The organism is Phocaeicola coprocola (genome assembly GCF_041333015.1).
In the GTDB taxonomy this organism is placed as follows: Bacteria; Bacteroidota; Bacteroidia; order Bacteroidales; family Bacteroidaceae; genus Phocaeicola; species Phocaeicola coprocola.
The window spans coordinates 809830-830808 of sequence record NZ_JBGKGM010000004.1 but is presented as its reverse complement, the minus strand read 5'-3'; the positions used below and the strand labels follow the sequence as shown (position 1 = coordinate 830808).

Here is a 20979-nt window from a genome sequence, read left to right as displayed (position 1 = left end):
CACGATTACTTTGCCGAAAAATCAAACATAAATCAGATAGCAGTATGAGTGAAAAGAACATTACTTTTGAAGATTTACCCAAGGCAATGTCGTGGATGATGGATAAATTGAATGAACTGGATTCTAAGATTGACGGTCTCAACACTCAAAGTCCGAGTATTCCAACCGAGCAATGGATGAACTTAAAGGAGTTGTGCGATTATATTCCCAGTCATCCGGCAGAGCAAACAGTATATGGATGGACAAGCTGCCACCAAATCCCATTTCATAAAAGAGGTAAACGTATCATGTTTCTAAAATCGAAGATTGATGCGTGGCTTCGAGATGGCAAGGTAAAGTCCGAAAAAGACTTGGAGGACGAAGCTGCCCGATTCATAAAGTCTAAAAGAAACAACCGATTCTAATGGATTCACTCGATTTATGCAATGCAATCAGAATGGAATTTGGAGGGATACTTGAAGACAAGATTCCTTTGAATGCTTTTCCTGCTAAAATTCAGGATATGGTATTGGCATTGGCACGACAAGAGAATTATTCCATTGAATATATGATGGCTTCTCTTTTGGCGGCAATTTCAACAGCCATCGGTAATGCTGTCAATATCCGTATTCGTGGTGGCTGGATAAGTAATCCTGCCCTCTATATGATATTGGTTGGCCGCCCCGGAATGGGCAAAACTCCCCCGTTAGACTTTGCTTTTCGCCCAATTCGCAAGCATGATGCCAAAGCTGTCAAACAATTCAAGTCTGATATGGAGCAATATAATAATATGGTAGAGGACAACAAAGGGAAGAAGGAAAATTGCACTCCATTGCCAGAAAAACCGATTTTGCGAAGAACCATAATATCCGACTTTACCCCAGAAGCTTTAATGCGTGCGCTTGATGACAACCAGCGTGGTATTGTGGTATATGTGGATGAAATTATGGGAATGTTCAATGCTGTGAATCAATACAGCAAAGGGCAACTTATTGAACAGTTATTGACTGCATTCAGCGGAAAACCTTTAGACATTTCCAGATGCAGTATGCCCATACCTATTCACATAGAGCATCCTTTTATAAATATGGTAGGTACGATGCAGACCACCCGAATGCACGAACTTACAGATAAAGGCTATAAGGACAATGGGTTGATTGATAGAATAATTTTTGTTTATCCGTCTTCACAGGAAATATCAGATTGGCAAGATGAAGAAAACGCTTTTACCACTTTTGACAAATACTCGTCTATGTGGGAAAATATCATCAACAAAGTGATGAGTTTGCCTTTTATAGTAAATGAGGATGGCGAAATAGTTCCTGACATTTTGGACTTTTCTTCGGAAGCAAAAGCCTATTTTACCAATTGGCGCAATGATGCTATTCATGCAGTCAATCAAATCCAAGATGACGGCTTGGTGGATAGCAGAATAATGAAAGCTCCGATGATTACAGCACGATTGGCTTTGGTTATGCAAATCTTCCGCTGGGCTTGTGGTGAGGTTCATAAAGATTTTGTGGACATCGATTCAATCAAATCAGCTATTGCATTAAGCGATTACTTTGAAAGTTGTTATGCCGACATTCAGAAATATATGTTGGTAGAGGGCATTGAACCACAAAAGAAAGAATTGCTTGATTGTCTTTCTGCAACATTCACAACTGCCGATGCCATTCAAGCAGGAAAAGAAGTGGGGCTTTCCGAACGCTCTGTAATGTATTCTTTGGTCAGCCTTACCACGAATAAGATAATCAAGAAAATTAAGAGAGGGGAATATGAGAAACTGCAATAACCTATCCCCATTGCATCTTGCAGTTGTTGCAGTTTGCACTTTCGTATCATCCGTTTTCCTGCAAAACTGCAAGAACTGCAAACTGCACGGACTGCAATTATAAAAAATATCAAGCATGAATGAATACCGATTTACCCTTCAAAAATATAAGCGAGGCTCTAAACTTTCATGTCCTCAGTGTGGAAAGAAACAATGTTTTATACGTTACGTTGATACTCAAGGGGAAGTTTCGTTTCCTGACTATGTAGGCAGATGCGACCATGAGCAGTCGTGCAAATACCATTATACGCCCTCTGATTATTTCAAGGATAATCCAACGCTGATAGAAAAAGGTTCCAATTATGGCATTGAACATGCTAAGCCACAGCCACATTCATTGCCACCTACTTCCTTTATTGATAAAGAACTAATGGAGCGAACACTTACCAATTACACAATGAATCCTTTGTACATTTATCTGGTAGGTATATTGGGCAAGGATGAAACAAAGCGAATATTCCATTTATATCGTGTTGGCACATCAAAAAAATGGGGCGGCTCTACTGTCTACTGGCAGATTGATAGGCAAGGCTACGTGCGAACCGGAAAGATAATGTTGTATGATTCAACAACAGGACATCGGACAAAAGAGCCGAGAAGTTATGTAAGTTGGGTACATACCGAGTTGAACCTTGTCGACTACAATCTAAAGCAATGTTTGTTTGGTGAGCATCTGTTGTCTGATAATCCTGCCAAACCGATTGCTATAGTAGAGAGTGAGAAGTCTGCTTTGATAGCCACTCATTATATGCCGGAATTTATATGGCTGGCTACTGGTGGAATGCACGGCTGCTTCAAAGCAGATGCGGTTGGTGTATTAAAAGGTCGGACGGTAATGTTGTGTCCGGACTTAGGAGCAAAAGAGATTTGGCAATCCAAGATGGCTATGCTCTTCTCCGTTTGCTCAAAGGTTATAATGAGTGACACATTAGAACAATGCGCTACTGATGAACAACGAAAGAAAGGATTGGACATTGCCGATTTCCTCTTGATGACCGATACACCACAAATGATTCTTTCAAAGATGATACAGCGCAATCCGGCTTTGCAGACGCTCATTGATGAATTGGGGTTAGAACTTATTGAATAACGAAGGAACTTGTTCCGGTCACTTATAGAAAGTCCATAACACAATAAGGACTTTTTGCCTGATAGCAATAAAATCCGGCTACTGCCACACTATGTGAATAGGCACAGGAGCAAGCTCCAATTATTAGAAATACGTATAAAAACGAGATTATGAATACTGATATAAAACAAGCAATGCACGTTGAAGCTGCCAAATCATTTGGCACATCAGAAGCCAACGAGAACGAAAGGCGTTGGAACGAAGATAAGGTCGATTGTAAAAATCAAGACCCTACCAACAATTATGACAAGACCAGAATGAGGCTGAATTTTGAGATTGGTCCCGATGGCAAAATACATCCGTTGGGGTATCAAGAGAAGTCTCTTGAACTCCGTTTGCAGGAACGATTGTTGGAATTAGGTTGGAAGCCATTCAAACCGGACAGTAAGATTCAACCGAACTGTTGCGCCAAATTTGTCTTTGGCGGCAATCATGAACGTACACTTGAGATGGCTTTTGGCAATCAGACCGTCAATTTAGAGAAAGGATCAGACAACAGCCATCTGCACCGCTGCGAGGAAATAGAACTTTGGGCGAAGGATGTTTATGATTGGTGTTCCCGAAGATATGGTCAGGAAAACATTGTCGGCTTTCAGGTTCACCTTGACGAGAGCAGCCCGCATATTCATGCTTTAGTTGTGCCAGTCGGTATCCGGCCTAAAAGCGGTCGTGAGTGTGTCATGTGGTCTGCAAAGTTCGGAAAGAACAGGTTTGAATATGGGCAGATATTGAAAGAAATGCACACATCGCTGTATGAGGAGGTCGGAAGTAAATACGGACTTGAACGAGGAGACAGCATATATGGGCGCAATGTGCAGCATTTGAACAAACGCGATTATATTCGTAAGCTATCAAAAGAGGCAAAACAGGCGGAGAAAGCGGTTAAGGGATTACAGACTATGATACACAGACTGGAATCGCAAATATTCAAGTCTAAATCTCAACTTGAACAGATTGACAAGGAACTGGCTTCCGGTAAAATAGCTCTTGAAGAATACAAATTTCAAAAGGCGGATATACAGAAACAGATTTCAGAATACCAATCCAAACTTGAAGACAAGGCTGACAAACTCCATACAAAAGAGCAGGAATTGAACAAACTGACCCAAGACCTTGAAAAAGCTGGCTCTGTAATACAGCCTTTCAGAAACTACAAAATTGATTTTGATCCACCTTGTATTTCGGGGAAATATCCTCTGTTTATTACGGACAAATGGATTGAGAAACAGAATCAGGAAATAGCCAAGCGTTTCAATTCGATCGTCCGCCAAATAGAGGCTCTCTATAGAAATGAAGCGGAGAGACAAGTGAAGACTGCACAGCAAAATGTATTGGCAGAGTATGGGGAATTTTATCGGTTAAAAAGGGATGTCGAACAACTTTCAAAGAACAACGATGAGTTAAAATCAATATTGGACACCATACTTGACCAACTGTCGAATCCATCACTCCGGTCAAAGATATTCGCCATAGCGGATGCTTTAGCAGGTGGAACTCCTATCAGTGTATCTTCTGGAGGAGGTGACTCTTCATCTGATATCCGATGGGATGGTCGTCAACCCGATGAAGAGGAAGAAGCCTATCGAAGAAGGTGTCTGATGTTTGCGATAGGAATGGTTAAGATTCAGAATAAAAAGAAAAGTTATAGGAGAAGATAAACGTCCTATTTGATGTGCTGTAATTAAAAACTAAAGTTGCAACACATTAAATGTTTTTAACTCATTATGTACAATACATACGCCCCATTATGAGAATGTACCGTTTGAGGTGCCGGAATCGTGGGTGTGGTGTAAATTCCAAGATTGCATGGATGTTCGTGACGGAACTCATGTTTCCGTTGATAGCATAACCGATGACGACTGGGTTTTAGAACTTGAAGATTTAGAAAAGGATACAGCAAAAATCATTCAAACACTTTCTAGATCAAAAAGAAGTATTAAAGGAGTACGGCACAGATTCAACAAAGGAGATATCCTATACTCTAAATTACGCACATATCTGAATAAGGTCTTGGTCGCACCACAATCAGGATATTGTACAACTGAAATAATGCCATTCAATTCATACTGTAATGTTTCTTCATATTATCTTAATCATGTACTGCGTTCGGCATATTTTCTTGACTATACGCAACAATGTGGATATGGTGTTAAGATGCCACGCTTGAGTACAACAGATGCTTGTAATGGCATGATTCCATTGCCACCTCTTGCTGAGCAAAAGCGTATTGTGAAAGAAATTGAACACTGGTTCTCTTTGATTGACGTTATAGAAAGTGGAAAGGAAGATTTGCAGGCAACCATCAAGCAAGCCAAGAGTAAGATTCTTGACCTTGCCATTCACGGCAAACTCGTACCACAAGACCCAAACGATGAACCTGCCTCAGAACTGCTCAAACGCATCAACTCGAAGGCAGAAATCACTTGTGATAACGGGCATTATACGCAGTTGCCTGATGGATGGCAAATTGCATCTATGCAAACTTTATGCAATTTAACAGATGGAGAAAAGCAAAGTGGCATTAAACGAATCAATCTTGATGTAAAATTTTTGCGTGGAGAACGGGAGGCAAAGTCTTTGCTTTCCGGCAAGTTTGTAACTGCAAACACTCTCTTGATTCTAGTTGATGGCGAGAACTCTGGTGAGGTTTTCCGGAGTTCGATTGACGGCTATCAAGGTAGTACTTTCAAGCAGTTGCGTATCAACGAAAATATGAACGAAGAATATGTACTACAAGTTATCAACTTGCATAGGAAAATCTTGAGAGAAAGTAAGGTTGGGTCTGCCATTCCTCACTTGAACAAGAAAATATTTAAAGCTATCGAAGTTCCTATTCCACCTTACAAGGAACAACAAAAGATTATAAAGGCTATAACTAAAGCGTTTATGTCTTTAGATTTGATAATGGAAAGTTTATAGACTCTCCATCATCAAATCCAATTGAGAAAACAAAATCTGTATTTTAGACTTAATTCGTTTTTGTTCTGCTAATGGGGGTAGCATTATTTTAATAGAACGCATATCGGTTTGCGTAAGTTTCAAGCGTGTACTTCCATTTACGTATTCAGAATAATCAATTTGATTAAGTGAGTACTGTAGAAATTCAAAATCAATTTTAGGAGATAGGATATGAGCATGATTATTTACCCAGCTTTTTCCACTAATAGAATATGCCTTAATTGCATTTTTATCAAGGAATGGTGCACCATCTTCACCAAGCAATAAATAATTGCCATTTATAATATAGTCGTCTATCAGTCCAACTTGACCTGTCGCACCATAATAAGGGTACAATTCATCGATTTGCCTATTCCTTATACGTGAATCTCGTTCACTAGAATTAATCGGTTTTCGTAAATTATCCAATATGTCTGCTACTTGTTCAAGCCTACAAGCAGTCCATCCATCAGGCAACTGCGTATAATGCCCGATACGTTCTGCTATATTGTTACTGTATTCATTATAAATCAATGTAATATGGTAACAAAATTCAAAAATTATTTGGCAAAAACTAATCTTGCCAAGAACACCGTCACCTCTTATGTGTGGACGGTGCAGTATTTCCTCAACCATTATGGAGAAGTAAACAAGAAGAACCTTTTGGCATACAAGGGGTATTTGGTAGAGAACTTCAAGCCGCAGACTGTGAACCTGAGATTGCAAGGTATCAATAAGTTCTTGGAGTTTACGAAACAAGAAAAACTAAAAGTGAAGTTCGTAAAGGTGCAACAAAAGAACTTTTTGGAAAATGTAATCAGCGATGCCGATTACAAATTTCTCAAAGCACGGCTTAAAGCTGATGGTTATGAGGAGTGGTATTTTATTGTGTGGTTTATGGCTGCCACCGGAGCACGTGTTAGTGAATTACTCCACATCAAAGCGGAACACATCAAAGTGGGCTATCTTGATTTGTATAGTAAAGGTGGAAAGATTCGACGGCTATACATCCCCAAGAATTTACGGACAGAAGCAGAAAAGTGGTTGAAAAGTCAAGGCTTGACATCGGGCTATATCTTCCTGAACCGTTTCGGACAGCGTATTACTACTCGTGGAATCGCTTCTCAACTCAAGCATTTTGCTGAAAAATATGGAATGAACAAGGAGGTAGTTTATCCTCATTCATTCCGTCATCGTTTTGCCAAGAACTTTCTTGACCGCTTTAACGACCTTGCTCTACTTGCCGACCTTATGGGGCATGAAAGCATAGAAACTACTCGTATCTATCTTCGTAGAACAGCCAGTGAGCAACAGAAGATTGTAGATAAGGTGGTGAACTGGTAAAATCACACCAACCCTTAGAAGTGTATTGGATTACACTTCTAAGGCGTTTTGAATGTTGTCAAAGACATGAAATAATTCTTCTATTTTTTGAACTATGCGTTGTTGCTCTGCAAGAGGCGGTAAAATAATATTCTCATTTCTTATTATCTCTCCTGATATTGCTTTAAACGTAGTCCCTGTTGATTGATTATCAAAGCTATCTTGCAAGGTTTGAAGTAAATAGAAATAAAAATCCACATTACCTTCAAAAGGGGTTAAAGCACATAATCCACGCCCAATACATATTTGATTTTTTGTTATATTCACAACTCCAACTGGGGCTCGAACACATAATAAGATGGAATTAGGTTCTGCTATTTTTGTGGGCTCATTTGTAAATATACCAGACTCTAAAAGAAATTTATCTGAAAAACATATTTTCCCTTGATGAAATTCTATACCTCTTTTATTATTTAATGAATCTCCTTTAGGGGATTGCCCCATTGTGATTTTAAGTACATTACTAAGTTGACAATACGCCCATCCTTGTGGTAACTTCCTACTATGCCCGTTATCACAAGGTGTGAAGTCGGGATTTATGCGTTTCAAGAGTTTAATGGCTGGCTCGTCGTTCGGGTCTTGCGGTACGAGCTTTCCGTGAATGGCAAGGTCAAGAATCTTACTCTTGGCTTGCTTGATGGTTGCCTGCAAATCTTCCTTTCCACTTTCTATAACGTCAATCAAAGAGAACCAGTGTTCTATTTCTGTTCACAATGCGATGTTGCTCTGCAAGTGGAGGCAATGGTACAAGAGTGTTCCATAACAATCATCTGATCCAACAAAAGCGTGGCAGCTTACCACCATATCCAGCTATTGCTTGATACTCTTGTATTTTTGATTCTAAGAAAATAAGCCGATACTCATTTTGTACATGATGTCAGCTATTTTGATAGAGGCATTACAGTATGAAGAGCAATGGCATTTTTTCAGTTGTCCAATGTCAAACTGATTGTCGTGCTGTACGTAAGACCATACTTCCGATATTTCCGTCCTATCATAGAGTACAGGATATGTCTCCAATGATCAACTCTTTGAGCGTACTCCTGATAATACTTCTTTTAATCTACTTCTGAGATATATCTGGTGTTTGAATGAGTCAAGATGTGTCCGTTCTCTAAAATCTTCACTAGTGATCTAAAGGGCAGCCTTCTTCGAGTATATGCTATCAGCGTGAATCATGAGTTCCGTCACGAACATCCATGACTAATCTCTGGCAAAGTTGTACACCACACCCACGAACTTCCGGCACCTCAAACGGTACGTTCTCATAATGGGGCGTATCAGAAGCCTTTGTAGACTTTTTGCTCTTTTTAATTTTACCCTCTTTTATCAGTCGCTCCTTTTCTGCCTTGATACGTTCAAGGAGAACAGATGCAGGCTCATCATTCGGGTCTTGAGGGACGAGTTTACCATGAATGGCAAGGTCGAGTATCTTTTGACGTAATTTCTTAGTATCCATACCAGTTAATCTATTTGTCCAATTTTTGGTTGGACAGTTTGTGCAGTTCTTGGCTGCACAATTAGTTTTTGTTTATTTGTTTCTCTTCTTCACTCTCTTCAAACTCTTCAATCCACTCCTTTACCTTGGCCTGCAATAGAGCTTTGTTAGGGAGATAGAGCTGATATGCCGAGGCGTATATATTGGCATCTTTGGGTAAGGTAAGTTCCACAAGTGCATCGTTTTTCTCCTTACACAGCAGGATGCCAATTGTCGGCTTTTCAAAATCTTGTTTGACGTGGCGATCGTAATAATTGACATACATCTGCATCTGTCCTAAGTCTTGATGGGTAAGTCTCTCTATCTTCAAGTCTATAAGCACATAACATTGTAGCAAGCGATTGTAGAACACTAAGTCAACATAGAAATGTTGTTCATCAAATGTAAATCTCTTTTGACGAGCCTCAAAAAGAAATCCCTTGCCAAGTTCCAATAGGAATTGCTGCATCTTGCTGATAATGGCATTCTCTAGTTTAGTTTCCGAGTATACAGCATCAGGCTTTAGACCAAGAAACTCTAATGTAATGGGGTTCTTGATAATGTCAGATGGCTTTTCAAGGGTTTGTCCCTCCTGTGCCAACCGCATCACCTCGTCTTTGTTACGTGAGAGCGCAAGACGTTCGTAAAGCGAAGATGCCACTTGCCGGCTGAGTTGTCGCACACTCCAATCTTGTTGTCGGCACTCAATTTCATAGAATCTTCGAGCCATTGGGTCTGTTATACGCATCAATATTAGATAGTGTGACCACGAAAGAGTAAATGATTCTTCTGAAAAGGCTAAACAGTGTTTGTCCTTTTTATCCTGCACTAAATCTTGATCGTATTTCCTTTCCTCATTTTGCAACCTAAGTTTGCTGTTTTCAATTGGCTCGACAGTGTTTAGCCTTTTCGCATAAACTAAATAGAACTGTTTGATGTTTTTTAAAGTTGAATATCCCCAACCGTCTCCTAATCTGTCAGTCAGACGTTTAGAGAGTTCTTTCAGTACAGTCTTTCCGTATTCAGCTCTAATCTCTCCCTTTTGTTCATATTCTACTATATATTGGCCAATATGGAATTTTGTATAGACTTCAGCGATATTGACTGTTGTCGCCACACGTTTCCTTGCCTGAGTGATAAGGTCAACAACTTTTTGAAACAAGTTGTTTATTTCTTGATTGTTTGTGATGATGTCTTTGCCCATAAAATTTAGTCCTCCTCTATATTTACCAATAACTTTTGCAGCTCTGCCACGGCATTGCTGATAGTATCGCTTTTCTCCTTTATCTCATCCATTAGTTCCGATAATGAGCGGTCGTCCACTTCGCCACCTTGACGAATCCAAGTGATGTCGAGACTGGTTTTGTCGCGAGCCAATAGTTCGTCCACAGCATATTTGCGCCAACGCCCTTGTGGATTATTCTCGGCATCGTATGTTTCTTTTCGTTCGGCTAAGTTACCGGAATTGTAGCAGGAAATGAAATCATCCAAGTGATGTCGTTCCAATTTATTGGTTGCCAAAGTGTGCTTCACATCGGTACGATAGTCATAGAACCAAACCTCTTTAGTGGGTTGCCCCTTTGTAAAGAACAATACGTTGGCTTTCACTCCCTGAGCATAGAAAATACCGGTGGGTAGGCGCAGGATGGTGTGAAGATTGAAATCCTGTAACAAGCGTTTGCGGATAGTTTCACCTGCTCCGGCTTCAAAAAGAACATTATCGGGTAATACCACCGCAGCACGTCCTCCTGTTTTGAGCATCAGCATCATGTGCTGGAGGAAATTCAACTGGTTATTCTTTGTCTCGACATAGAAATCGGGACGGTTAATATCTACCGAACCTGCCGGACGAGTGCCGAAAGGAGGGTTGGCAAGAATCACATCAACAAGCGTGGAAGGCTCTTTCTCCAAAGAATCCTCGCATACAATCGGGCTTCGGTCTGTACCGACACCATGCAGATAGAGGTTCATGGAAGCAAGCGTTACAACTAATGGTGTATTGTCTACTCCATGCAAAGCTTTGTTACGCAGAAAGTCACGCTTTTCCTTGTTGGCGGATTGATCTTTCATATAGTCGTATGCCGTCAGCAGGAAACCTCCAGTACCACAAGCCGGATCACAAACCGTTTCGCCCATTTGTGGAGCGATGCAATCTACCATTGCCTTAATCAATGGACGAGGCGTAAAGTATTGCCCGGCTCCGCTCTTCTTATCCTGACCATTCTTCTCCAAAATGCTTTCATAGATAGCACCCTTTACATCTCCATCCATGATGAGCCACTGCTCTTCATCAATCATCGAGATAACCTTTTTGAGATAAACGGGCTTGTCAATCTTGTTTTGGGCTTTGGTATAAATTGTGCCAATTAGGTTTTCTTGTTCGCTGAGCTGCTTTAGCGTATCTTCATATTGCTTGACCAGATCCAATCCGTCAAGAGAGATTAAGTCCATCCACTGATAACCGGTGGGTATAGCTGATTCCTCTCCAAACATTTCTACATTCTCGGCATCCATCTTCAAAAACAGAAGATAGGTCAGTTGGGTGATATAGTCGGTGAAGCCGATGCCTTGTCCGGCAAGGGTTGTTGCCAAATTCCAAACCTTTTTTGTGAGCGACTGCTCTGTTGCGTTATTTGTTGCCATTATATTATGCTGATTTTCTTAAAACTACAAATGTGTAAAGTGAGTGCAAAGCCTCGTCTGCCTTCTGCATATTACCAAAGGCTCGTATCATTTGAGCCGCTTGGGTTGCATCGTCCTCTCGGATGTCTCTAATAGTGCAAGCTCCATTGGATGCAATATAATCTACAATGCGGCTGATTACTTCTCGCTGTTTGTCTGTTATGTTACGTTGCGTTTGTCCCAGCCACAAGTTGAAGTATTGCTTGGAGGTGGTAACCACGCTATCCAATTTTTCAATCTGATGGTAAGCGAAACGAACCAACTGTATGATATTGGTCAGGGCATCACTTTCTTCCTTTGTTGTGGAACGTCTTACAACCGCTGGATTGACTATGGCATAGGAGTTCCAAAGTTGTTTGGACGTAAAATGGTTATTCGCCATTTTGAGTTTATTCTCCAAGTCCTTCAACATTGAATAAGTGATTGGCTCTCCTTCATTATTATATATAATGCGTAAAGCTTCTATCTCGTCACTATGTTCTTTGCAGAACTCCTCGAATGCCTCCGTCGTACTTTTTGCTTCTTCTACGGAGAAACCTTTTGAGATAAGCGTGTCCTCGCCCGGCATCAATGTATTGACAAATCCGGCAGCAAGGATAAGCAAATATCTTCTGGCATCCGCATGATTTGCAAGTGGAGAAACCAATCCTTTGCGTTCGCTATTGGGTTCATTTGCATTTATAAAAGGAGGAAGTGTGTCGTTTTCAAGCGCAGTGTAGATTCTTGCCGACAATTCCTTCATATCACCGTGAGCCAAGTTCTCAAACTCTTTTCGTTGAGAATTATCAGCTCTGTTATAGATTCGGGCAAGTGTTGCTGCAAGCCGTTTCAGATATTCATCGGGGATATAACCATGACTAATCCGTTCCAATAATTCTTTGAGGGTAATGGTCTTTGTCGTAGGCTCATCAGTTGCTGTAGGGACAGTCTTTTCGTGTTCTGTAACACCCACAGCATCCACCAAGTAAAAGCAATCCTTGCTAAAGGCATTTGGAGTAACATTGCGTAGCTGCTCATCTCCGATGGTACGCACGCCACGACCTTTCATCTGAACATAAAGAGATTGGGACTCTACATCACGCATAAACATCACCACCTCCAGCGGTTTTACGTCCGTACCTGTTGCAACCAATGTGCAAGTCACGGCAATACGGAAATCCTTATCGTTTCGGAATTGTCGTATCAGTTCATTGCTATCTCCTGCCGAATAAGTGATTTTCTGAACGAAACGGTCATCAGTACGTCCAAACACTTCTTTCGCTATCTGCACTATGTTGGTGGCATGGGCTTCGTTGAGAGCAAATATCAAAGTCTTGGGCAGATAGTCCATATTTGGTTCACGCTGTGGGTCGTTGAACATCTCGGTATAGACCGCATCACGATAAGTGGAGAGTATTAGTTTGATTTGTGCCGGGTTGATAATGCTTCGGTTCAGTTCTTTATTGGTGTAGGTCTTTGTCTCTTTGTTGCTGATTGTTTTTATCTCTCCTGTATAGCGAGTCTCCTCTTTTACTTTTTCTCCTTCCAATATAGCTCCACCGTTTTCGGTAGCTTCTGTCTTGATGCGATATACACGGCAATCCACATTTACACCGTCCACAATACTCTTTTCCAAAGTATAGTTGACGATACGATTGTTATTGAAGAATGCTATTGTTTCTGGAATAGGGGTTGCCGTCAGTCCCACTAGTTTTGCCGTGTCAAAGTATTCGAGTACCTTGCGCCAGTTTCCATAGATAGAGCGGTGGCACTCATCTATGATAATCATGTCAAAGTAATCGTGGGGCAAATTCGGATTATCAGGCAAGGCGACTTCTTCCGTTAGTTCGTTGTCGTCATCATCATCCGTATCTTCTATGGCTTCTCCTTTCAAGAAAGAGAAAAGGCGTTGTATGGTTGATATAACTACATTGCTATCAGCAGGAATGGAAGCAGAACGAAGACGGTTGACAGTGAATATTGTGTTGAAAGCATCACCGTTTTCAGTCAATCGGAATGTGCCAAACTCTCCTTCAGCTTGTTTTCCAAGATTGTTCCTATCCACAAGGAACAAGATTCTGCGCATAGGAGTGTATGACAACATACGATATGCAGCAAGGCAAGCCGTATATGTTTTACCTGCACCTGTGGCAAGAACCATCAATGCACGATTTTGACCTGTGCGAAAACTTTTCTCCAGTTCTGTAACGGCTTCATATTGGCAATTACGCAACCCTTTTTTGCGCAGAGTAGGTAGTCCGGCAAAATAATCATTTATTCCCAACTTCTTAACCAGTTCGTGCGGTGTGGGTATAGTCATTATTTGGATGAAACAAGCATCCTTTTCGCGAAAATCACAGAAATATAATTCCTTGCCGTTGGAGGTAAAGATAAAGGGTAATGGCTTCTGATACGTTTGGTAGATATTGGGTACACTTTTAGCATATAGTGCAGCTTGCTCACACACTTTTGCCGAGAAAGCGTCCGTTTCTTCACGCTTGGCTTCAAGCACACCAACAGCCTTTCCATTTATAAAAAGGAAATAATCGGCTTCAAGATTACCTTTTAGCAATCCTTCCCTTATGGCTACAGCCGTACAAGTCGGTTCATATTCTTCTCGGTTTATAACTTTCCAACCGGCTTCGGTCAGCCATTGGTCAATTTTAATTCGAGCTTTTTCTTCCGGTGTCATATATTCCTATATTTTTATATTATCAGAAGTTGTAGTGTAAAAATAATTGATAACGACAAACGCTATTGACGTTCGTTTTTGTCCGTTATCAATTCTTTTAAATCCACTTGAAGTATTTCCGCAATCTGCTGTAACGTATCCAAATTGGGCTGGATTCTATTACAAGCATAGGCATTAACCATGCTAAAACTTTTGTCAAGTTGTTTGGCTAGCCATGTCTGCGAGATACCTTTGTCTGTCAAGACTGCCTTTATTCTATTTAGCTTCATTCTTAGATGTAATTTTATTCTGCAAATATAGTGAATTATATTCAATAGTCTGGGTCCTTTTTCGTATTTTTGTAAGTGTCAAAAGAATCTCTAAGCGTATGATGGATAACTTTAAGGAGAAATACGACACACTTGTCAGAAAATACGACAGCCTTCTTGCGGAAAACGAAGAATTGAAATCAATCCTTCGGCAATACGGCATTGCCTATTCTACTACAAACAGAATGGATGAGGAATCAGTATTCTCTTCTATCTCATTTCCTCCTGTATATTTCTCTCTTGATGAGAAAATAGAATTATTCCATAGCTTTTTCAAAGGAAGGGATGATGTATTTGCACGACGATGGTTCAGCAAAACCACAGAAAAAGGTGGCTATCAACCAGTCTGTATCAACGAATGGCGTAGAGGAATATGCGACAAGAAAAAACATAAATGTACGGAATGTCCCAACCGTAATTTTGCGTCATTGACAAACCAAGACATATATCGTCATTTGGAAGGTAAAGACGAAAACGGATGTGATGTTATCGGCCTGTATGTCATTACTCCGGATAATAAATGCTCTTTTCTGTGCGCTGATTTTGATGACAAAAACTGCACTCACGGATATAAGGATGATGTGTTGGCATTCGTTTCTGTTTGTCGAGATTGGAATGTCCCATGTAGCATTGAGCGTTCAAGGTCTGGAAATGGAGCACATGTATGGGTCTTCTTCACTGATGTGATTCCAGCTATTAAAGTGAGACGGTTTGGTAATATCATTCTTACGGAAGCTATGAAGCGGAATGGAAGAATTTCTTTTGATTCATACGACCGTTTCTTTCCAAACCAAGATAGAATACCGGAAGGAGGATTTGGAAATCTAATAGCACTACCATTACAAGGTGGAGCAAGAAAAGTGGGAAACAGCGTTTTTGTTGATGATAAATTTCTTCCATTCAAAGACCAATGGGCATATTTGTACAATGTCAAGAGAATTGACGAATGTGTCGTGGATAGATTGTTGGTTGAACATCAACAAGAGGATTTTGGAGCATTAGCCACATCTTCGGAAGCAAAGCCTTGGGAAATACCTATTGTACAAGAAGTCGCACGGACAGACTTTGATAGTAAACTTAAAATCAACAAATCCGACAATATTTATATCCCATTAAGTTCAATTTCCAGCAAGGTGATTAATCAGTTGAAGCGATTTGCCGCCTTCAAGAATCCTGATTTTTACAGTAAGCAGGCAATGCGTATTTCAACATATAACATTCCTCGCATTATCTGTCGCGCTGATTTCAATGATGAGTTTCTTGTTATGCCTCGGGGGTGCGAAGAGGCTATAATAGCCATGTTGTCTTCTCTAAGTATTGATTATGAAATAATTGATAAAACCAACCATGGCAAATCTATTGCGATAGCCTTTAAGGGTAAAGAACGTGATGAGCAGTTAGAAGCCATTAATTCACTTATGCCCCATACAAATGGAGTATTGTCGGCAACAACCGCTTTTGGAAAGACTGTTACAGCGGCAGCATTGATTGCCCAAAGAAAGATAAATACACTTATCTTGGTACATTCTAAAGCATTGCTTATGCAATGGCACGAACGCCTTTCTGAATTTCTTGATATTGATTTCATAGAGGATAACGTACCTAAGAAACGTGGTAGAAAGAAAGTCTTTTCTCCAGTCGGAAGTCTTGATTCAACTTCAAATACATTGCATGGAGTTGTTGATGTGGCTCTTATGCAATCTTGCTTTGAAGATGGTGAAGTCAAGTCTTTTGTACAAGATTACGGAATGGTTATTGTTGATGAATGTCATCATGTATCTTCAATAACTTTTGAAAATGTTCTAAAACACGTTACGGCTCATTATGTTTATGGGCTTACTGCCACTCCAATTCGCAAAGACGGACTACAGCCAATTATTTTTATGCAATGTGGCCCGATTCGATTTTCAGTTGATGCTAAGGCACAGATACAAAAACAATCGTTTCAACGTTATCTTGTGCCGAGGTTTACTTCGTATCGACCCGTTACAGACGACAAACATACATTTACGGCACTCTCACAATCACTTGCGGAATCTGAGATGCGAAATAATCTCATCATAGAAGATGTTCTTAACGCAGTAGCCTCAGGTCGTACACCAATTATACTGACAAGTAGAACTTCTCATGTCGAGTTGATTACGAAAATGCTTGAACCACAAGTAGCTAATGTTATAAAACTTACAGGAGAGGGTACGAGCAAACATAAACGTGAAATTATACAAAAACTACAGGATATTCCACGGGACGCTCCTCTTGTAATAGTCGCTACAGGAAAATATGTAGGAGAGGGCTTTGATTATCCAAGGCTTGATACACTATTTCTTGCTCTTCCTATTTCGTGGAAAGGATTGGTTGCCCAATATGCAGGTCGATTGCATAGAGAGAATGAAGGTAAAACAGATGTTCGCATTTATGATTATATTGACATACACGAACCTGTGTGCGAAAGTATGTATCGTAAACGGCTAAAGGGATATTCAGCCATTGGTTATCGTGTTCTTACGAAAGAAGTATCGACTTTATTTGATGCGACTGAGGACTTGCATTTATCATCGTGTGAAGGGCAAATCTTCAATGGGAATACGTTCCGTTATCCCATTGTTCAAGAAATGAAAAGCTCAAATCAATCTGTTGTAATATCATCTCCAAGACTTTACCGTGTAGAGCGGAACGCGCTTATAAAAAACTTGCTTGAACTTCAGGCAAATGGTATTGATGTTGCTATTTTTACAACAACCGAGAACGAACAAACCGAGTATCTAAAGAATCAAGGGTTATTCATAAGGATTGTTCCAAAACTATCGTTATGCGCCTGTATCATTGATAAAACGGCCATCTGGTATGGTAGTGTTAATGTTCTTGGATATTCAACAGAAGAAGACAGTATCATTAAAATTTCAGATACCAAACTAGCAAACGAACTATTGAATGTCATATATGATAAGGGGTTGGCCTAATCTTATTATGCGAAACATGCATAAATTTAATTTTGCTAATGGGTCTGCACATTGTACTTTGCCAAAATATTTTCGTCTATTTCAATCTTATGCCGTCCTGTGGTTGTACGCAGATTCTTTCTAACAGTATCAAATGTGGAATTGGCAAACCACTCTGCAAATGTCGCCATTACAAATGATGTAGTCATATCTCTACCTATATTATATTGAAAAGCGATATTCCAAGCAAAGTTCTTCAACGAGATTTGAGTGAGGGACGTGCGCTTCTTGATATGAATTTCGGTTGCAGAAAGCACTTGACGGTTAATTGCAAAATAGCGGACAGATTCGCATATTTGGTAAATCTCTATTTCCTCCAAATCAAACCGTTTAAATGTATCTCGTGTGTATCTCAGGATAGCATTCAATTTTTCATCTTCTTCTCTTTCTTTTTGCCATTGGTATTGTTGTTGCTCACGTTGGTATTCATAATGAAATAGCTCCAGTCGCTTTTTCTGGACTTCTTCATTGTTTGAGGTAGGTGAATACGCTAAAGGCTGTGTCTTTTTACTCACACACTTTTTGACAGATATTAGCAATGATGGAGGAATTGCATCAACAAGATACCTTGCTAAGATAATGCAAAGATGGTGTAGTAGTTTTTGTATGACATATCCGATGACCATAACTAATGGAATCAAACTCATTCGTATTCCAAGCATATTGCATACTTGAAACGCTATCATTGAAGCTAATAGCACCATAGTAACCTCGATTATCAGAGAGTGAAGTATATCTTGTTTTTGCTTCATACCTATTATTGTTTATTTTCCCTATGCAAAGGTACAATAGATTTTCATAAAAAACGATAGACAAATCGTAGGTGTATTTTTGCAATCACATAGTAATCAGTGATTTTTGAAAGCAAAACCATAACAAGAGAAAATATCCAAGACTATTTGAAAACAAGAGAAAACAGAAATCACACAAAATAGCATAGTTAAACTAAGTTAAAGTTTTCCTGTGGCGGTTTTTCTGCTTTTTCTAAGGCTTAAATATGTAGTAACTGGAGCAAAGTAATCATATCTGTACCAAGCAATATATAATGTATTGATATTCAGTAATGATTATCTTTGAGGAAGTTAAATGATTCCGATAAGTAAACAAATAATAAACAATAAGCAAAAGCGTGCAGCTCAATGAGTTGCACGCTTTTTGCGTTTATGGGGTTCATGGTTGCTATGCGTTTTCTATGGGCTTTTTTATCTCTTATTTGCGACATATTTGCGACACGTCTTATTTGGCGATAAGGTACAACTTAGATTGATATAAACCATTTATAACGAGAAGAATATGCCAAGAGGAAATTACACCATTCAAAGAAGTTGTGAGGAGTGTGGTAAAATCTTTACTCCTCCCACATTGATGTCAAAGTATTGTTGTCCAACTTGTTCCAAGAGGGCATACAAGAAAAGGCAAATCGCAAAAGAGAAAGAGGCAATACGTCAAGCATTAGTCAGGCGAATACCATCCAACAAGGGGTATCTGACAGTTAAAGAGTCTATGCTGATTTACGGTATTAGCAAAGATGTACTTTATCGTATGATACGGAAGGGCTTGATACCATCATACAATTTTGGTCAGCGTCTGACACGCCTTAGTCGGCAGTATATGGATGAACACTTCAAAACAAAGGCTGGCAGTAGAAAGAGAAAAAAGGAAGCATTGTCCTTTGAACCCAAAGACTGTTACACTATCGGAGAGATTGCCAAAAAGTTCCATATCAATGACAGCAGTGTCTTTAAGCACATACGCCGTCATTCTATTCCTACACGCCAAATTGGTAATTATGTTTATGTTCCCAAATCTGAAATTGATAAATTATATAAGTCGTTATGAAGAAAGCATTACCTAATACCAAAGTGACCGTCAAGCTCAGAAGGTCGAATTACAAAGAAGAGTGGTGTCTGATTATAGAGTCGTACCCGGTTTACAAGAGAGGTTCTAAACGGGCAAGCCGTGTGGTGGAATCTATTAACCGGACTATATCCACACCTGTTTGGGACAAGTCGTCCATTGCACGTATCTTGCCGGATGGAACATTCAACTATAAGCCTAAGCGTGATTTGAATGGAATCATCCAATGCCGTTCAACGATAGACCAAGAGGCTTGTATCTATGCCGACAATGTGCGTAAGTTACGCCAACACGAATATGACAGTGCAGTCCTCTACACTGATAAGGAAAACGAAATCGCGGCACAAAATGAACGAAGCGAACAGGACTTTATCAAGTACTTCAATCGCATCATCAGCAAACGGCATCCCAATAGCTCTAATTCAATCATTGTCAACTGGACCCGTGTGGGAGAATTATTGAAAATCTATTCGCAAGGTAACCCGATCCCGTTTAAGACGATTTCCGTAAAACTACTTGAAGACATCAAAATGTTCCTGTTACGTGCCCCGATGGGAGGCAATAAGAAAGGAACTATCTCACAGAATACGGCATCCACCTATTTCTCCATCCTCAAAGCCGGATTGAAGCAGGCGTTCGTTGATGAATATCTGACGGTTGACATCAGCGCAAAAGTAAAAGGAATAACAAACATAGAGACACCTCGTGTTGCACTTACTATGAATGAAGTGCAAATGTTGGTTGATACCCCATGTAAAGATGATGTATTGAAACGCGCGTTCTTGTTCTCTATTCTCACCGGATTGCGACATAGCGATATTCAGGCATTGAAATGGAAACAGATTCAACAGACAAGCAAAGGTACATGGCAAGCGATTGTGATTCAGCAAAAAACAAAACGACCTGATTATAAGCCAGTCATCCAACAAGCCCTTCAGCTATGTGGTGAACGCCCAAGTAATGATGAAGCACTCGTTTTTGAGGGATTGACAGATGCCTCTTGGATTTCCCGTCCATTGAAAGCTTGGATAGAAGCATCCGGCATCAAGAAACATATCACCTTCCATTGCGGCAGGCATAGCTACGCTTCGCTATTGTTGGAAAATGGTGTTGACATATATACCATCAAGTCTTTGATGGGACATACAAACGTCAAAACCACGCAGATTTATACGCGTGCGCCCAGAATGGTCGCTTAATAAATACTTCTTTAGCAAGAAGTTAGGATTGGGTTCGATATAATCCTATCGTCAATCAGTTTATCCAAAGGGGAAACCCGATGGGGAGTGTAGCATACTGATTAAAGCTCCAAGTCCACTAATAGTCAGGTGGCGACTGAGGGGCAAGACGAAAAGACATACATAAGGATGAAGCCTTGATTGGTTGAATGATAGTTCAGTGGTACCAAATCTTGCAACAACGGAAGACTATTATACATACGTTGTTTCATAGTACTCTGCCTATTTTGTGCGTTAGTGCAGAGCATAAAGAACCGACTATGACACAGCCGCAATAAGCGGACAAGAACGAAAGTCGCATCCGACAGTATGTCGTGCTAATAGTTATTAAGAGAACTAACTGGGGATTACCTAAGTCGGAACGCTGGAACAAACAGCTATAAAGAAAGCTTTTGAATATCCGATATGGTAACGGAACTTCCGTAGTAGTCCGAGCAAGGGAAAGCCTTGTACATGGCGAAGGGAAGTAGTCTGTAACTTTAATA

At 40.1% G+C, this 20979-nt stretch carries 16 protein-coding genes and 2 pseudogenes; 9 read left to right on the top strand and 9 right to left on the bottom strand.

The genetic code is table 11. The annotated features are described in order from the left end of the window. Nucleotides 1-44: 44 nt before the first annotated feature. From ACDG22_RS14295 to ACDG22_RS14275, 5 genes are all read left to right on the top strand, one after another. Nucleotides 45-404, top strand: coding sequence for a helix-turn-helix domain-containing protein (locus ACDG22_RS14295; protein WP_007571751.1), 360 nt, complete (start codon nucleotides 45-47; stop codon nucleotides 402-404). Continuing rightward, nucleotides 404-1774 carry a DUF3987 domain-containing protein gene (locus ACDG22_RS14290; protein WP_007571750.1) on the top strand — a complete coding sequence of 457 codons (1371 nt, stop codon included), beginning with the start codon at nucleotides 404-406 and terminating at the stop codon, nucleotides 1772-1774. Before ACDG22_RS14295 ends, ACDG22_RS14290 begins: the two co-directional genes overlap by 1 nt. Nucleotides 1775-1889: 115 nt before the next feature. Then, entirely contained in the window at nucleotides 1890-2903 is a 1014-nt protein-coding gene (locus ACDG22_RS14285; RefSeq protein WP_007571747.1) for a DUF6371 domain-containing protein, read from the top strand. Between the two features lie 149 nt (nucleotides 2904-3052). After that, complete coding sequence (mobV, locus tag ACDG22_RS14280) at nucleotides 3053-4600, top strand: MobV family relaxase (protein ID WP_007571745.1); 1548 nt, start codon at nucleotides 3053-3055, stop codon at nucleotides 4598-4600. 148 nt (nucleotides 4601-4748) lie between these two features. Continuing rightward, on the top strand, nucleotides 4749-5861 hold the full coding sequence (locus ACDG22_RS14275; protein WP_370858940.1) for a restriction endonuclease subunit S: 1113 nt from the start codon (nucleotides 4749-4751) through the stop codon (nucleotides 5859-5861). Here the strand turns inward: ACDG22_RS14275 and ACDG22_RS14270 are convergent. Further along, the gene (locus ACDG22_RS14270; RefSeq protein ID WP_007571736.1) at nucleotides 5856-6413 is read right to left on the bottom strand and encodes a restriction endonuclease subunit S; all 558 of its coding nucleotides are present in this window, start codon (nucleotides 6411-6413) and stop codon (nucleotides 5856-5858) included. The two genes, ACDG22_RS14275 and ACDG22_RS14270, sit on opposite strands and share 6 nt — an antisense overlap. 6 nt (nucleotides 6414-6419) lie before the next feature. Here ACDG22_RS14270 and ACDG22_RS14265 point away from each other — a divergent pair, with 6 nt between their 5' ends. Further along, entirely contained in the window at nucleotides 6420-7223 is an 804-nt protein-coding gene (locus tag ACDG22_RS14265; protein WP_007571734.1) for a tyrosine-type recombinase/integrase, read from the top strand. Nucleotides 7224-7253: 30 nt separating this feature from the next. On the opposite strand, the gene ACDG22_RS14260 is transcribed toward ACDG22_RS14265, so the two are convergent. From ACDG22_RS14260 to ACDG22_RS14230, 7 genes and pseudogenes are all read right to left on the bottom strand, one after another. After that, entirely contained in the window at nucleotides 7254-7706 is a 453-nt protein-coding gene (locus tag ACDG22_RS14260; protein ID WP_370859011.1) for a restriction endonuclease subunit S, read from the bottom strand. Between the two features lie 26 nt (nucleotides 7707-7732). After that, a pseudogene (locus tag ACDG22_RS14255) lies at nucleotides 7733-8010 on the bottom strand (restriction endonuclease subunit S); the annotation flags it as partial. Between the two features lie 472 nt (nucleotides 8011-8482). Further along, nucleotides 8483-8721: pseudogene (locus tag ACDG22_RS14250) on the bottom strand (restriction endonuclease subunit S); the annotation flags it as partial. Nucleotides 8722-8782: 61 nt separating this feature from the next. Continuing rightward, nucleotides 8783-9943, bottom strand: a complete 1161-nt coding sequence (locus ACDG22_RS14245; protein WP_007571730.1) for a PDDEXK nuclease domain-containing protein — start codon at nucleotides 9941-9943, stop codon at nucleotides 8783-8785. Nucleotides 9944-9948: 5 nt separating this feature from the next. Then, a complete protein-coding gene (locus ACDG22_RS14240) occupies nucleotides 9949-11382 on the bottom strand; it encodes a type I restriction-modification system subunit M (RefSeq protein WP_270230795.1) in 1434 nt (477 codons plus the stop codon). A gap of 4 nt (nucleotides 11383-11386) precedes the next feature. Then, nucleotides 11387-14092 carry a type I restriction endonuclease subunit R gene (locus tag ACDG22_RS14235; RefSeq protein ID WP_007571726.1) on the bottom strand — a complete coding sequence of 902 codons (2706 nt, stop codon included), beginning with the start codon at nucleotides 14090-14092 and terminating at the stop codon, nucleotides 11387-11389. Nucleotides 14093-14154: 62 nt separating this feature from the next. Further along, nucleotides 14155-14361, bottom strand: a complete 207-nt coding sequence (locus ACDG22_RS14230) for a helix-turn-helix domain-containing protein (RefSeq protein ID WP_007571724.1) — start codon at nucleotides 14359-14361, stop codon at nucleotides 14155-14157. Between the two features lie 101 nt (nucleotides 14362-14462). On the opposite strand from ACDG22_RS14230, the gene ACDG22_RS14225 reads away from it, so the two are divergent. Further along, the gene (locus ACDG22_RS14225; protein WP_270230797.1) at nucleotides 14463-17360 is read left to right on the top strand and encodes a TOTE conflict system archaeo-eukaryotic primase domain-containing protein; all 2898 of its coding nucleotides are present in this window, start codon (nucleotides 14463-14465) and stop codon (nucleotides 17358-17360) included. Nucleotides 17361-17395: 35 nt separating this feature from the next. Here the strand turns inward: ACDG22_RS14225 and ACDG22_RS14220 are convergent, their stop codons facing one another. Next, a complete protein-coding gene (locus ACDG22_RS14220; protein ID WP_007571720.1) occupies nucleotides 17396-18151 on the bottom strand; it encodes a hypothetical protein in 756 nt (251 codons plus the stop codon). A 541-nt stretch (nucleotides 18152-18692) separates the two neighbouring features. On the opposite strand from ACDG22_RS14220, the gene ACDG22_RS14215 reads away from it, so the two are divergent. Next, on the top strand, nucleotides 18693-19238 hold the full coding sequence (locus tag ACDG22_RS14215; RefSeq protein ID WP_007571716.1) for a helix-turn-helix domain-containing protein: 546 nt from the start codon (nucleotides 18693-18695) through the stop codon (nucleotides 19236-19238). Continuing rightward, nucleotides 19235-20455 (top strand): site-specific integrase, encoded by a 1221-nt coding sequence (locus ACDG22_RS14210; RefSeq protein WP_270230796.1) that lies wholly within the window; start codon nucleotides 19235-19237, stop codon nucleotides 20453-20455. Before ACDG22_RS14215 ends, ACDG22_RS14210 begins: the two co-directional genes overlap by 4 nt. Nucleotides 20456-20979: the final 524 nt, after the last annotated feature.